The sequence below is a fragment of the Streptomyces sp. NPDC096152 genome (assembly GCF_044763235.1).
In the GTDB taxonomy this organism is placed as follows: Bacteria; Actinomycetota; Actinomycetes; order Streptomycetales; family Streptomycetaceae; genus Streptomyces.
The window spans coordinates 415,913-429,899 of sequence record NZ_JBIWFW010000006.1; the positions used below are offsets into that span (position 1 = coordinate 415,913).

The window sequence follows — 13,987 nt, forward strand, 5'->3', positions numbered from 1 at the left end:
ACCGGGTGCTGTGAGGTGGCGGTCCAGCCGCCGGCTCAGCGGTGGCCGGGGAAGCGGAGGGCGTTCGCCCAGAGCCGGGTGACCGTGGAGACGAGATCCTCGAAGTCCACCGCCGTCCCTTCCTCCCGTTCGCCGAGCACGAAGGCGTTGTAGGCCATGACGCTGACCATGCCCGACAGCGCACGGGAGGCCATCATCGGATCGACCTCGCGGTCTGCGACCCCCCGTGCCTGCAGATCGGCGATGCCGCGGGCATTGCGGCGGATGAACGCGTCGGAGCGCCGCCTGCGGAACTCACGGAACTCCGGCTCCACTTGGGCAACCTGCTCGAGCAGTCCCATCAGCTTGGCGTTCCGTTTGTACGCCTCGAGATACGCGCGATTGCTCGCCTCGAGTACCGCATAGGGATCGTCGGTCCCCTGCACCCGGCCCATGCCGGGGTGCATCATGTCCTCCTGCGCCTCCAGAAGGACGGCGGCAAGCACCTCTTCCTTGTTGGCGAAGTAGGTGTAGAAGGATCCCGCCGCACACTGAGCCTCTTTGGTGATGTCGGTCAGGCGGGTATCGAGGTAGCCGTCCCGTTCGAACACCTTCCGCGCGGCCTTCACCAAAGCGGCCCGGGTCCGCGCTCCGCGCTTCGTCGTGGGCGGCTCGCGAAGGTGCGAGAGGGGCGCCACGGGTGGTGCCTGCTCGCCGTCCAACTCCTCGGGCGCAGTGGTCTCCATCCCGGGAACTGTACTTGAATCCGACACCACAATCACAAGCCGGGAGGGCGCAGGCTCAGTGCCGACGGGCGGCAACCTCGGCGGGCGCCGTGTCACGGGTCGGGACCGTACGGTCGACGGACCGCTTGAGGATCTTCCCGGTCGGCCCCTTGGGCAACGCGTCGACGAACCGGACGACTCGGGCACCGGCGGCGCCGCGAGCAGCACCCGGTCCCCCGGGGGCAGGCCGGCGGCTGCCAGGGCGCCCGCGTACCGCATGCTCGCGTCCCGCAGCCGGAGGTAGGTCCACTGATCCTTGGCGCCGCGCAGTGCGACGTTGTCGGGGGTGGCGGCCGCGTGGCGGCGCACTGGATCGAGAACGCTGGTCATGGGCGGCGCCTTCCGGGAGGTGAGCAGGTGAGGGCGCAGGTCGCACCCTCACCGGTGGGTTGACTCGGCCCGGCTTCGGTATCAGGTCCTCGGGCGGCGTGGCCGGATGACCGACCTCACTGCGCCCGGTCGCTGGATCGTCAGGTGGTGATCCGGAAGCGTTCGGCGAGTTGGCGGCGGGTGTCGGCGGCGCTGGTGTGCAGTACGCCCTCGATGCCGATCCGTGCCGCTCCGTCGAGGTTCTGCCGCAGATCGTCGATCATGACCGCCTCCTCGGGGTCGATGCCGAGGCGTTCGCATGCGATCGCGTAGATCCGCCGGGAGGGCTTGCGGATCCCGACCTCACCGGAGATGACGATCGCATCGGCCACAGCGTCGAGTTCGACACCGTCGTAGGTTCCGGTACCGAACGAATTGGACACGAGCGCAACGGGACGGCCGGCGGCTCGGAGATCACCGAGCAGCGCGAGCATGTCCTGGTCGATCGACATTCCCGCCTGCATGCGGGCCGTGAGCCCCTCGGCCGCCACGTCGGCACCATGGGCACGGAGCCGTTCGGCGAATCCTCGCTCGAAGGCTTCGGCGTCGATACGGCCGCACTCGTGGTCGGCCAGGAGGGTGCGTGATTCCTCGTCCCGGCCGAGGAGGTCCAGTGGCAGGCGCGGGTCGCCGCCGAGCGAGGCGCCGAAGGCGGTGAAAGCCCGCAGCACACTGGAGGTGATGACCCCGCCGAAGTCCACGAGGACCGCGGTTCGCGCCTTGTCCGACACGCTCGACACCTCAGGCGACCTCGAACAGTCCGGCCGCGCCCATTCCGCCGCCGATGCACATCGAGATCACCACATGCCGCACGCCCCGGCGCTTGCCCTCGATGAGGGCATGCCCCACCAGCCGGGCACCGGTCATTCCGTACGGATGACCGACCGAGATGGCGCCGCCGTTGACGTTGAACCGCTCCGGATCGATGCGCAGTTCGTCCCGGCAGTACAGCGCCTGGGAGGCGAACGCCTCGTTGAGTTCCCACAGGCCGATGTCGTCAATGGTGAGGTTGTGCTGCTTCAGCAGCTTCGGAATGGCGAACACCGGTCCGATGCCCATCTCGTCCGGCCCGCAACCGGCGACGGCCATACCCCGGTAGACACCCAACGGTTCGAGTCCTCGACGCTCGGCCTCCTTCGACTCCATCAGCACCGACGCCGAGGCCCCGTCGGACAACTGCGAGGAGTTGCCGGCCGTGACACGGGAATGCGCACTCACCTGACCGTCCGGCAGCACCGGTGCCAACCCGGCCAGGCCCTCGAGCGTCGTCGAGGCGCGGTTGCCCTCGTCGCGGGTCAGGGTCACGGCCTCGTCCCGAACCTCCCCGGACTTCTTGTCCAGGACCTTCTTGACGCTGTCGAGCGCGACGATCTCCTGGTCGAACCGACCGGCCTCCTGCGCCGCCGCGGTGCGCTGCTGTGACTCCAGCGCGAACGCGTCCTGGCGTTCCCGGCTCACGCCGTAGCGTTCGGCGACGATCTCCGCCGTGTGCAGCATGGGCATGTAGATGTCCGGCGCATGCTGGACCAGCCAGGGGTCGGTCATGCGATGGGTGTTCATGTGGTCGTTCTGCACCAAGGAGATCGACTCGACACCGCCGCCGACAGCGACCTGCATTCCGTCCGCGACTATCTGCTTGGCGGCCGTCGCGAGGGCCATCAGGCCCGACGAGCACTGCCGGTCGATCGTCATCCCCGACACGATGTCCGGAAGTCCGGCACGCAGAGCGGCCTGACGCGCGACATTGAAGCCCGAGGACCCCTGCTGCACGGCGCAGCCGAAGATCACGTCCTCGACCTCACCCCCCTCGAGCCCGGCGCGCCGCACCGCGTGCGAGAGAGCATGGGCGGCAAGCTCCTGCGCCTGGGTGTCGTTGAACGCACCGCGGTAGGCCTTCCCGATCGGCGTCCGTGCCGTCGAAACGATGACTGCTTCCCTCATGTCGCCTCGCTGTTTCCTGTGGTCCGGTTGATCCGGGGGGCTTCGGGGGCTGTACTCCGAGCTCCGTGAGCCGGGCTCGCTTGCCGGTAGGCGGTGCCGCACGCCAACTCCCGTGCGGAGAGGGCTCATTGACCGCCTCCTCAAGTGACCGATGACATGTCATGGCCCCAGGGGTGGTGACACGGGTCGGCCTACCGACCGGTATATTTGAATTCGGCGTCAAGTTCAACCAGCAGCGGGTCTTGACAGCCCGCCCCCTCCCCTGGAGTGGACCGACCAGTCGGTATGAGAGGGTGGGTCGTGACTCGGCTGAGCATTTCCACAGCTGCGGGCGTGTTCGACGCGATCGTGGCGGGCCCGCCCGAGGGCCGCCCGGTGCTGCTACTGCACGGCTTCCCGCAGACGGGGCTGGTGTGGCAGCGGCAGATCGAGGCGTTGGCCGCGCACGGCTACCGGGTGGCGGCACCCGACCAGCGTGGGTACTCCCCCGGCGCCCGCCCCCAACGGCCCGGGGACTATCGCATCAGCCTTCTCGTCGACGACGTGATCGCGATCAGCGAGGAACTGGGCTGGGCGGCGTTCGACCTGGTCGGCCATGACTGGGGAGGCGCGGTGGCCTGGTGGACCGCCCACGCCCACCCCGGCCGGGTGCGCACCCTGACGGTTGTCTCGACCCCGCACCCCGGCGCTCTGGCCACCACCCTGCGCACCGACCAGGATCAGCGCAAACGCTCCCATTACATGATCGACTGGCGCGAAACACCCGCTACCGAGGAGCGCATGCTCGCCCACGATGCCCAGGAGCTTCGCGATCTCTACGCCGGCAGGGTCCCGCAGGACCATGCCGACGCCTACGTGTCACACCTGTCCCGGCCGGGCGCTCTCACCGCGGCGCTGAACTGGTACCGGGCCGGCCGCCCCGACGGCGCGATCGGGGTCGTCGACGTGCCCACCCTGTACGTCTGGAGCACGGAGGACAGCGCGTTCGGCCGGGCAGCCGCACAGGAGACCGAGCGATGGGTCAATGGGCCGTACCGGTTCGAGACCCTCCAGGGAATCAGCCACTGGATCCCCGAGGAGGCGCCCGAAACTCTGAGCCGCCTGCTGCTCGAACACCTGCAAGCGCGCGGCGAGTGCTGAATCCGCAGCGAATGTCCCGTTCGTCGACTCTCCGAAAATGGTGACCCGATGCAGACTGCACGCACGGCCTGGCGCCGTCTCGAGCCCGTCCACGCCATGATCTACTTCGTTCCCGAGGCAAGGCGGCGGTACGCGGACCTCGGACTGAGCGGACGCGCCGGGTACTTCACCTCCAGGAGTGCCGCGTTCGGCCGAGCATCCGCCGAACTGGTCGTCTCGACGTTCTACAACTTCAACCCCGATGTCGTACGGCAGGCGGTCGACGGGGCCTGGGACGCGACGACGCCTCAGCAGGTGCTGGACGCGCGGTACGCCGCGGCGGGCGAAGCCCTGCGGCGGGCGGGAATCCACGAACTGCCCGAACTGGACGAGGTGCGGGCGCTGACCCGCCGGGCCGCCGAGGCGGCCTGCGAACACGCCCAGGGCCGCCCGCTGTTCGCCGCGCATGCCGCACTGCCTTGGCCTGAGGAGCCGATACTGCAGCTGTGGCACGCGCAGACGCTGCTCCGGGAGTTCCGTGGCGACGGCCATGTGGCGTGCCTGCTGAGCGAAGGCGTGGGAGGCTTGGAGGCCCTGGTTCTGCACGCCGCGACGGGTGAAATTCCCGTCGACTTCCTCAAGACGAGCCGTGCTTGGCCCGAGGAGGATTGGGCCGGCGCCCAGGAGCGCCTGCGCAAGCGAGGTCTCCTCGACGGCGACTCCCTCAGCGCGGACGGCGTACTCCTGCGGCAGCACATCGAGGACCGCACCGACCGCCTGGCCCTTCCCGCCTACGCGGCCCTGGGTGATGCCGACTGTCGACGACTCGCCGAACTCGCGGGCCCCTTCGGCCGCGCCGTCCTCGAAGCCGGCCTTCTCAGTCTCGGCTGACCGGGCCCTCGTTCCGCCGCCTCGTGCTTCATCCGCTGGAGCTGGTGGCCATGCTCCGGGAGAAGGCGGTGTCCGCGACAGAGCGCAGGCCGAAGCCGAGTCGGTGGAGGACTCCTCTTCCAGGCGACGCCCTTCCACGCGACCGTCGTCATCGAGGAGCCGGAGGCCCACACGCCGGAAAAGGGCGCCTGACCAAGGCAGATGCCTGGTCGGGCGCCCTCCTCGTGCTCCGCCTGGGCCGCGAGCCGAAAGCCGGCCCGGCTCCCGTTCTCTCCCAGGAGCGCCGCATGGAGTCCTCGCCGGGGCGGTTCGCGCGATGACGCGCCCCGGCGCGGCGTGCATGATGGGGCGCCACCGGAGACGATCTTGGGGAGAGCCATGGGCTGGAAGCGGGTGCGGACCGACCTGGTGCACGACGGACCGTTCGTCTCCCTGTATCGCGACCAGGTGATGCGGCCCGACGGCCGCCCCGGGACCTACGAGCACGTCGCCGTCGACGACGGCGTGCGAGTCGTCGCGTTCAACCGGTCGCGGCAGATCGCCATGGTCGAGGACGACTTCTACCTCCAGCAGCGCCGCGTGCTGCATCTCCCCGGCGGAGGTACCGGTGGCCAGGATCCCCGGGTGGCCGCCCTTCGGGAACTGGAGGAGGAGACCGGCATCGTCGCGGACGACCTGCGTGCCCTGGGCGTGATCGACCCGCTGCCCGCCGTCACCGCCGCGCGTACGCACCTCTTCCTCGCCACCGGCCTGCGGCCGGGCACCGTGCACCGGGACGACACCGAGGCCGGCATGACGGTGCGGTGGACGACGATGGAGCGGGCGCTCAAGGCCGTCGAGGACGGCGTGATCACAGAGGCGGGCAGTGTGGCGGCTCTGCTGCTCGCCGAACGGGCGCTCCGCACTGCGGCCTGACTGCTCGGCACCGATCCGGCGCGCATGCCAAGTCCCGCTCGCGCAGAGTCTGTTGGGCTCACCGGTTCGTGCGCGAGGTCTTTACGGTGCTCCAAGGTTGCACTACTTTGCGGCAAGATTCAGCAATTCCTTTCAGGCCATCGGTGTCCGGGGACCGGCGCCGAAGGCTTTTCCTGCCTGCCTTCAGGAGCCGCCGTGCCTTCGCCCTCCCCTGCCCGCACGCGGAGAACCCGCACGCGGAGAAGACGCCGCCTCGGCCTGCGGACCGCCACCGCGGTCCTCACCGTCACCGCCGCCCTCGTCGCACCGCTGCCCTCCGGCGGTCTCGCCGCCCCGGCCGCCGCCGCCACGGGCGGTCCGCTCGGCGCCCGCTACGACGCGTCCGGCACGAACGTGGAGTTCCGGATCTACTCCTCCCGTGCCACCCGCGTCGAGCTGTACCTGTACCGGGCGGCGACCGGCAGCCAGGAGGCCGCCGCCCTCCAGCTCACCAAGGACGCCACGACCTCCGTCTGGTCGGTGACCGTCCCGGTGGCGACGATCCAGCAGCAGTACGGCATCACCGGCCCGGTCTACTACGGCTACCGCGCCTGGGGCCCCAACTGGCCCTACGACCCGGCGTGGACGAAAGGTTCCACCACGGGGTTCGTGGCGGACGTGGACGCGGCCGGCAACCGGTTCGACCCGAACAAGCTGCTGACCGACCCCTACGCCCGGGAGCTGACCCACGACCCGGTCACCCCGGCCGCCACCGACGGCTCGGTCTACGGCACCGGCCCCCAGTACCGCGCCGTCGACGACGCCGCGCAGGCCCCCAAGGGCATCGTGCTCGCCGCGGACACCACGAGCACCGGCACCAAGCCGACCCGCGCCCTCAAGGACGACGTCGTCTACGAGGTCCATGTGCGCGGACTCACCGAGAACGACCCCTCCGTGCCCAGCGCCTACCGGGGCACCTACAAGGGTGCCGCCCTGAAGGCCGCCGACCTCGCCTCCCTCGGGGTCACCGCGGTGGAGTTCCTCCCCGTGCAGGAGACGCAGAACGACGCCAACGACGTGGACCCGACCGGCACGGCCGGGGACAACTACTGGGGCTACTCCACCCTCGACTACTTCGCGCCGGACCGCCGCTACGCCGCCGACCGGAGCGCCGGAGGGCCCACCCGCGAGTTCAAGGACATGGTGAGGGCGTTTCACGACGCCGGGATCAAGGTCTTCACCGACGTGGTCTACAACCACACCGGCGAGGGCGGGCCCTGGAACGCGAGCGACAAGAACACCTACAACCTGTTCTCGCTGCGCGGACTGGACAACCCCACCTACTACTCGCTGACCAGCGACATGCAGAGCCCGTGGGACAACACCGGCGTCGGCGGCAACGTCAACACCTACAACCCCGTCACCCGGGCCCTGATCACCGATTCGCTGGCGTACTGGAAGGACACCCTCGGCGTCGACGGCTTCCGCTTCGACCTCGCGCCGGTCCTCGGCAACACCTGCCAGCACGGCTGCTTCCAGTACAGCCGCACCGACCCGGACACCGCGCTCAACCGCATCACCGCCCTGATGCCCGCCCGACCCGCGGGCGGCGGCTCCGGCACCGACTGGATCGCCGAGCCCTGGGCGCTGGGCAGCGGCACCTACCAGGTCGGCAACTTCCCTGCCGGATGGTCCGAATGGAACGACAAGTTCCGTGACACCATGCGCCGCGACCAGAACGCGATGGGCGTGGAGAACGTCACCCCCAGTGACCTGGCCACCCGCTTCGCCGGCTCCTCCGACCTCTACCAGCCGAACGGCCGCGCGCCGTTCAACTCCGTCAACTTCATGGTCGCGCACGACGGTTTCACACTCGCCGACCTCTACCGCTGCAACGGCAAGAGCAACAACCAGGGCTGGCCCTACGGCCCGTCCGACGGCGGCTCCGACTACAACCTGTCCTGGGACCAGGGGGGCGTCGCGACCGACCAGCGCAAGGCCGCCCGCAACGGCTTCGCCTTCCTGATGCTGTCGGCCGGTACGCCGATGATGACCGGCGGCGACGAGTACCTGCGCTCCATCCGCTGCAACAACAACCCCTACAACCTGGACTCCTCGGCCAACTGGCTCACCACGTCGTACACCGCCGACCAGAGCACCTTCCGCACCTACGCCGAGCGCATGATCGCCTTCCGCAAGGCCCATCCCGCCCTGCGCCCGGTGGACTTCTACAGCGCGGCCGACGGCAACGGCAACGGCATGGGCGAGCTGAACTGGTTCACCCCGGCGGGCGGCGCACCCGACGGCACCTACTGGGGCGACTCCGGCAACCACGCCCTGGCCTGGCGCTACGACGGCACCGAACTCGGCGACCCGAGCAGCGCGATCTACGTCGCCTACAACGGCTGGTCGGGCGACGTCGACTTCACGCTCCCGTCCCCCGGCGCGGGCAAGTCCTGGTACCGCGTCACCGACACCTCCACCTGGGCCGAGGGCGCCGACCAGGTCGCCCGGCCCGGCGGCGAGGCCCTGCTCGGCGGCTCCGGCACCGTCTACCGGCTGCACGGCCGCGCCGTCCTGGTCCTGATCGCCAAGTAGCGGCCGGACCGCGGCCTCCACACCACCCGCCACGGCCGCGATCCCACCGCGGCACCCGCACACGAGGAGCCCCCCACCATGGACCTCGCCCACCCGTCCGGCAGATGTCCCCGCTCCCGGCCGCTGCCGGTCCTCGTCGCCGCCCTGTGCGGCCTGCTCATGGCCCTCCTGCCCGGCGCCCAGGCCCACGCGTCACCGAGCGCCGCCGCGCACCCCGCCGCGGTGAACGGCGCGAGCGCCGCGAACTCCGCCACGGTGTACTACTACACGCCGACCCGGGCCTGGTCGGCGTACTACCTGCACTGGGCGCCCTCCGGCGGCGGCTGGACCGCCGTCCCCGGCACCCGGATGGCCTCCGCCTGCACCGACTGGGTCAAGCTGACCGTCGACCTCGGCACCGCCACCACCTGGCAGGCCACCTTCAACAACGGCAACGGCGTCTGGGACAACAACAACGGCGCCAACTACCAGCTCGGCACCGGGGCGATCACCGTCAAAGACGGAATCGTGGCCCACAGCGACCCGTGCGGCTCGACGCCGCCCCCGGCCGGGAACGCGGCGACGGTCTGGTACTCGACGGCCGCCGTCGGCTGGGCCACCGTCAATCTGCACTGGGCGCCCGCGGGCGGCAGTTGGACCACCGTCCCCGGAGTCGGCATGGAACCGGCGTGCACCGGCTGGGTGAAGAAGACCGTCGACCTCGGCACCGCCACCACCTGGCAGGCCACCTTCAACAACGGCAACGGCGTCTGGGACAACAACAACGGCGCCAACTACCAGCTCCGGCAGGGAAATTCGAGGGTCGACAACCACACGGTCACGGCCGACGCGACCGACCCCTGCGCCGCCGCCGAACCCGACACCACCGCGCCCACCACGCCCACCGGCCTGAGCGCGAGCGCCACCGGCACCTCCGTGGTGCTGACCTGGAACGCCGCCACCGACGACGTGGGCGTCACCGGCTACCGGCTCACCCGCACCGGCGGCAGCCACGGCACCTCTGTGTCCACCACCTCCTCCACCGTCCGGTCCGAGAGCGGCCTGGAGGCGCACACCGCCTACTGCTGGACCGTGAGCGCACTGGACGCGGCCGGCAACCTCTCCCCCGCGAGCACCTCCGAGTGCGCCACCACCGGGGACGCCCCGCCGCCCGCGGCCTCCGGCGCCCCGCTCGGCGGCGACCCGCGCAGGGACCCGATCTACTTCGTGCTGACGGCACGCTTCTACGACGGCGACACCTCCAACGACCGCGGCGGCAGCCAGCACGTGAAGTCCGGCAACGCGGCCAACGGCGATCCCATGTTCCGCGGCGACTTCAAGGGCCTGATCGAGAAGCTCGACTACATCAAGGCCCTCGGCTTCTCCGCCGTCTGGATCACCCCCGTCGTCCTCAACCGCTCGGACTACGACTACCACGGCTACCACGGCTGGGACTTCTACCGCGTCGACCCCCGCCTGGAGTCGGCCGGTGCCTCCTACCAGGACCTGATCGACGCCGCCCACGCCAAGGGGATGAAGATCTACCAGGACGTGGTCTACAACCACTCCTCCCGGTGGGGCGCCAAGGGCCTGTTCGTCCCGAAGGTCTACGGCGTGCGCGACTCCCAGTGGTCCTGGTACTACGACCAGCCGAACGCGGACTTCGCCTACGACGGCCTCACCGTGGAGCCCGTGTCGGGCAAGTCGTACTACAACGGCGACCTGTGGTCCACCGCCGAGCCCAGCGGCAACACCTGCCTCAACTGGGGCAAGCCCACGGGCCAGTACAGCGCCGAGGGCTACACCCTGTACAACTGCCAGTGGCCGTCACCCACGAACAAGCTCTTCCCCGCCGCGCTGTACCACCAGTGCTGGCTCGGCAACTGGGAGGGCGAGGACTCCCGGTCGTGCTGGATCCACGAGGACCTGGCCGACTTCAACACCGAGAACGCGACCGTCCAGCAGTATCTGATCGGCGCCTACGACAAGTACATCGACATGGGCGTGGACGGCTTCCGCGTCGACACCGCCGTACACGTCCCGCGCATCACCTGGAACCGCCGCTTCCTGCCCGCGATCCAGGACGAAGCCACCCGTAGGTTCGGCCCGGACAAGGCGAAGGACTTCTTCGTCTTCGGCGAGGTCGCGGCCTTCGTCAACGACAAGTGGAACCACGGCTCGGTCAACCACTCCGCCCAGTTCTACACGTGGAAGGAGCGCAAGGAGTACACCCCCGACGACGTCCAGGCCGCCCTCGACCAGTACACCTACGAGGAGAACCTCGGCCCGGCCGGCCAGCCCACGTCGGACAACGCCTTCCTCGACGGCAACAGCTACCACACGCCGGACCACAGCCGGTTCAGCGGCATGAACATCATCGACATGCGGATGCACAACAACTTCACCTCCGCGTCCAACGCCTTCGGCAACGGCAAGGACTCCGACGACGCCACCAACGACGCCACGTACAACGTCGTCTACGTCGACAGCCACGACTACGGCCCCAACAAGTCGAGCACGCGCTTCGCCGGAGGCACCGACGCCTGGGCCGAGAACATGTCCCTGATGTGGACCTTCCGGGGCGTCCCCACCCTCTACTACGGATCGGAGACCGAGTTCCAGGCCGGCAAGCAGATCGACTGCGGACCCACCTGCCCCCTCGCCACCACCGGCCGCGCGTACTACGGCGACAAGGTCGCGGGCGAGGTCACGGCGAGCGACTTCTCCCAGGTCGCCGGCGCGTCCGGCGCCGTGGCCACCACCCTGCAGCAGCCGCTGGTCAAGCACGTCCAGCGGCTCAACCAGATCCGCCGTGCCATCCCCGCCCTGCAGATGGGCCAGTACTCCACCGAGGGCGTCAGCGGGGACATGGCCTTCAAACGCCGCTACACCGACACCGCCACCGGCGTCGACAGCTACGCCCTGGTCTCGGTCGGCAACGGCGCCACCTTCACCGGCATCCTCGACGGAACGTACAAGGAGGCCGTCACCGGCCGCAGCGTCACCGTGACCGACGGCACCCTCGACGTCCCCGCCTCCGGCAAGGGAAACCTCCGCGTCTACGTCCTCGACCAGGGCGGGGTGAACGCCGCCCCGGGCAAGATCGGCACCGACGGGCCCTACCTGAAGTAGCCGTACCCGAGGTCGCGCGAGCGAGGGCCCAAGGGGCCGGTGGTCGTCTCCCGCACGTCATCCGTGTCATCCGTGTCGAGACAACCACCGGGCCTCGCCGTCACGTTCGGCCGGATCCCGGCCGCGGCAACGACCCCGGCCCCGGCCCGAGCACGGTGTCCACGATGCGTCGGCCGCCGCCGGGAGTGGCCGCGCGGCCCGCCAGGTGGTCGGCGTAGCACGCGCCGAGCAGGGCCGAGGCCAGCGCCTCCGGATCGGCGTCCGCGGGCACGCGGCCGGCGGCCCGGCCCTCGTCCAGGACCGCGCGGAGGGCCGCCAGGCGGGGAAGGACCGCCTGCTCTCGCAGGGCGTGCAGCAGGCGCGGGGTGTGGGCCTCCTCGGCCAGGCAGGTGCCCATCAGCGCCGCGCCTCGGCGCCGGGAGAGCGTGTCGATGAAGTCGTCGAGGAGGGTGGCGAGTTCGGCCCGCGGGTCTCCGGCCGGGGGCGGGGTGCCCTGCTGGTGCGGCGGGGCCGGGACGGAGCAGAGGAGCGGGGCGGCGGCCAGCGCGGCCGCGGCCAGGTCGGCCTTCGCCTTCCAGCGCAGGTGGATGGTCGCCTTGCTCACCCCGGCGGCCCGGGCGACCCGGTCGAGGGTCATCCGGGAGAAGCCCTCATCGGTGAGCAGGGTGAGCGCGGCCGCCAGGATCGCGGCCTGCTTGTCCGGGCATCGCGGCCGGCCCGCCGCACCCGGGCAGTCCCCCGTCTTCGTCTTCCGCATGGCCCCACCCTACCCGCTTGCAATACCGAACCGCTCGGTTTAGTTTTAGGGCGTGCCGAACACGGAACACCTGTCGGCACCAACACCCGGAAAGGACCACCCCATGCGCTACGCAGTCCTCGGCACCGGCTCCGTCGGCCAGGCCATCGCCGGCAAGCTCGCCTCCCTGGGCCACGAGGTCGCCATCGGCACCCGCGACCCGGAGGCCACCCTGGCCCGCACCGAGCCCGACGCCTACGGCAACCCGCCGTTCGCCCACTGGCTGGCCGAGCACGGCGAGGTGCGCCTGCTGTCCTTCGCGGACGCCGGCGCCTTCGGCGAGGTGGTGGTGAACACCACCGCCGGTGCCGCCTCGCTCCAGGCCCTCGAGGCCACCGGCCGTGACCACCTGTCCGGCAAGATCCTCGTCGACATCGCCAACCCGCTGGACTTCTCCCAGGGGATGCCGCCGTCGCTGAGCCCGGTCAACACCGACAGCCTCGGCGAGCAGATCCAGCGCGCCTTCCCCGAGACCAAGGTCGTCAAGACCCTCAACACCATGAACGCCCAGGTCATGGTGGACCCGTCCCGGGTGGCCGGCCGGCACAACGTCTTCGTCTCGGGCGACGACACCGGCGCCAAGAAGGCCGTCACCGACCTGCTGGACTCGTTCGGCTGGCCGCGGCAGGACGTCATCGACCTCGGCGACATCACCACCGCGCGCGGCACCGAGATGCTGCTGCCGATCTGGCTGCGCCTGTGGGGGGCCGTGGGCCACGCCGACTTCAACTTCCACATCGCGGGCGCCCGCCCCGGCGCCTGAGCCGTTCGCGGAGTTCGCGGAGTTCGCGACGTTCGCGGAACACGAGCCCGCGCCCGCTCGCGCGCGGCGACGGGCTCGCCGCCCCCGCTCTCCGATCCCACCGACCGAAGGAACCGTCCCACCATGCCCTCCCCGCGCACGCTGGTCGTCGTCGCCCACCCCGACCTGGCCGCGTCCCGCGTCACCGCCCGCCTCGCCGACGCGATACGCGACCTCGACCACGTCACCGTGCACGACATCGCCGCCGCCTACCCCGACGGCCGCATCGACATCGCGCACGAGCAGCGACTGCTGCGCGACCACGACGTGATCGTCTGGCAGTTCCCCTGGCACTGGTACTCCGTGCCGGGCGTGCTCAAGTCCTGGATCGACCAGGTGCTCACCCACGGCTTCGCCTACGGCAGCGGCGGCACCGCGCTGCACGGCAAGACCCTGCGGCTGGTCACCTCCGCCGGCGGCCCCGCCGAGTCCTACGGCGCCGGCGGCCACAACCGCTTCACCCTCACCGAACTGCTCGCGCCGATCGACGCCACCGCACACCTCACCGGCATGCGTCCGGCCGAGCCGCTGGTGCTGTTCGGCGCCCACACCGTCTCCGACGAGGACCTCGCCCTGCACGCCAAGCGCTACCGCGAACTCCTCGCTCCGTGAGCGGTCCGTCGTGAGCGGTCCGTTCCGGCGCCGGGAACGTCATGGGGCCGGGCGTCCGGTGGTCGTGGGCCGGTCCTCGAACGCCGCCGT

The 13,987-nt window shown here is 70.4% G+C and carries 11 protein-coding genes and 1 pseudogene; 7 read left to right on the top strand and 5 right to left on the bottom strand.

Going from position 1 to position 13,987, the window contains the following annotated elements; genetic code table 11:
- Nucleotides 1–35: 35 nt before the first annotated feature.
- From ACIQ9G_RS22395 to ACIQ9G_RS22410, 4 genes and pseudogenes are all read right to left on the bottom strand, one after another.
- Nucleotides 36–725 carry a TetR/AcrR family transcriptional regulator gene (locus tag ACIQ9G_RS22395; protein ID WP_403612645.1) on the bottom strand — a complete coding sequence of 230 codons (690 nt, stop codon included), beginning with the start codon at nucleotides 723–725 and terminating at the stop codon, nucleotides 36–38.
- A gap of 189 nt (nucleotides 726–914) precedes the next feature.
- Nucleotides 915–1,094, bottom strand: a pseudogene (locus tag ACIQ9G_RS22400) (AMP-binding protein); the annotation flags it as partial.
- A gap of 140 nt (nucleotides 1,095–1,234) precedes the next feature.
- Nucleotides 1,235–1,864 (bottom strand): HAD family hydrolase, encoded by a 630-nt coding sequence (locus tag ACIQ9G_RS22405; RefSeq protein WP_403612253.1) that lies wholly within the window; start codon nucleotides 1,862–1,864, stop codon nucleotides 1,235–1,237.
- A 10-nt stretch (nucleotides 1,865–1,874) separates the two neighbouring features.
- A complete protein-coding gene (locus ACIQ9G_RS22410) occupies nucleotides 1,875–3,203 on the bottom strand; it encodes an acetyl-CoA C-acyltransferase (protein ID WP_403612255.1) in 1,329 nt (442 codons plus the stop codon).
- A gap of 204 nt (nucleotides 3,204–3,407) precedes the next feature.
- Between ACIQ9G_RS22410 and ACIQ9G_RS22415 the strand changes: the two genes are divergently transcribed.
- From ACIQ9G_RS22415 to ACIQ9G_RS22435, 5 genes are all read left to right on the top strand, one after another.
- A complete protein-coding gene (locus tag ACIQ9G_RS22415) occupies nucleotides 3,408–4,214 on the top strand; it encodes an alpha/beta fold hydrolase (protein ID WP_403612258.1) in 807 nt (268 codons plus the stop codon).
- Between the two features lie 48 nt (nucleotides 4,215–4,262).
- Nucleotides 4,263–5,084 (top strand): hypothetical protein, encoded by an 822-nt coding sequence (locus tag ACIQ9G_RS22420; RefSeq protein WP_403612261.1) that lies wholly within the window; start codon nucleotides 4,263–4,265, stop codon nucleotides 5,082–5,084.
- A 378-nt stretch (nucleotides 5,085–5,462) separates the two neighbouring features.
- Nucleotides 5,463–5,999 carry an NUDIX domain-containing protein gene (locus tag ACIQ9G_RS22425; RefSeq protein WP_403612263.1) on the top strand — a complete coding sequence of 179 codons (537 nt, stop codon included), beginning with the start codon at nucleotides 5,463–5,465 and terminating at the stop codon, nucleotides 5,997–5,999.
- A gap of 195 nt (nucleotides 6,000–6,194) precedes the next feature.
- Nucleotides 6,195–8,576, top strand: a complete 2,382-nt coding sequence (locus ACIQ9G_RS22430; RefSeq protein ID WP_403612265.1) for a glycogen debranching protein — start codon at nucleotides 6,195–6,197, stop codon at nucleotides 8,574–8,576.
- Nucleotides 8,577–8,654: 78 nt separating this feature from the next.
- Nucleotides 8,655–11,687, top strand: coding sequence for a carbohydrate binding domain-containing protein (locus ACIQ9G_RS22435; RefSeq protein ID WP_403612268.1), 3,033 nt, complete (start codon nucleotides 8,655–8,657; stop codon nucleotides 11,685–11,687).
- Nucleotides 11,688–11,787: 100 nt separating this feature from the next.
- On the opposite strand, the gene ACIQ9G_RS22440 is transcribed toward ACIQ9G_RS22435, so the two are convergent.
- Complete coding sequence (locus ACIQ9G_RS22440; RefSeq protein ID WP_403612271.1) at nucleotides 11,788–12,444, bottom strand: TetR/AcrR family transcriptional regulator C-terminal ligand-binding domain-containing protein; 657 nt, start codon at nucleotides 12,442–12,444, stop codon at nucleotides 11,788–11,790.
- A gap of 103 nt (nucleotides 12,445–12,547) precedes the next feature.
- Between ACIQ9G_RS22440 and ACIQ9G_RS22445 the strand changes: the two genes are divergently transcribed.
- Both ACIQ9G_RS22445 and ACIQ9G_RS22450 read left to right on the top strand, forming a co-directional pair.
- Nucleotides 12,548–13,246, top strand: a complete 699-nt coding sequence (locus ACIQ9G_RS22445) for an NADPH-dependent F420 reductase (protein WP_403612274.1) — start codon at nucleotides 12,548–12,550, stop codon at nucleotides 13,244–13,246.
- A 123-nt stretch (nucleotides 13,247–13,369) separates the two neighbouring features.
- Nucleotides 13,370–13,897, top strand: a complete 528-nt coding sequence (locus ACIQ9G_RS22450) for an NAD(P)H-dependent oxidoreductase (protein WP_403612277.1) — start codon at nucleotides 13,370–13,372, stop codon at nucleotides 13,895–13,897.
- Nucleotides 13,898–13,987: the final 90 nt, after the last annotated feature.

Coding starts and splice junctions, on each gene's coding strand:
- ACIQ9G_RS22450 (WP_403612277.1), top strand. CDS start 13,370: ATGCCCTCCCCGCGCACGCTGGTCGTCGTCGCCCACCCCGACCTGGCC.
- ACIQ9G_RS22435 (WP_403612268.1), top strand. CDS start 8,655: ATGGACCTCGCCCACCCGTCCGGCAGATGTCCCCGCTCCCGGCCGCTG.
- ACIQ9G_RS22395 (WP_403612645.1), bottom strand. CDS start 725: ATGGAGACCACTGCGCCCGAGGAGTTGGACGGCGAGCAGGCACCACCC.
- ACIQ9G_RS22425 (WP_403612263.1), top strand. CDS start 5,463: ATGGGCTGGAAGCGGGTGCGGACCGACCTGGTGCACGACGGACCGTTC.
- ACIQ9G_RS22410 (WP_403612255.1), bottom strand. CDS start 3,203: ATGAGCCCTCTCCGCACGGGAGTTGGCGTGCGGCACCGCCTACCGGCA.
- ACIQ9G_RS22420 (WP_403612261.1), top strand. CDS start 4,263: ATGCAGACTGCACGCACGGCCTGGCGCCGTCTCGAGCCCGTCCACGCC.
- ACIQ9G_RS22440 (WP_403612271.1), bottom strand. CDS start 12,444: ATGCGGAAGACGAAGACGGGGGACTGCCCGGGTGCGGCGGGCCGGCCG.
- ACIQ9G_RS22445 (WP_403612274.1), top strand. CDS start 12,548: ATGCGCTACGCAGTCCTCGGCACCGGCTCCGTCGGCCAGGCCATCGCC.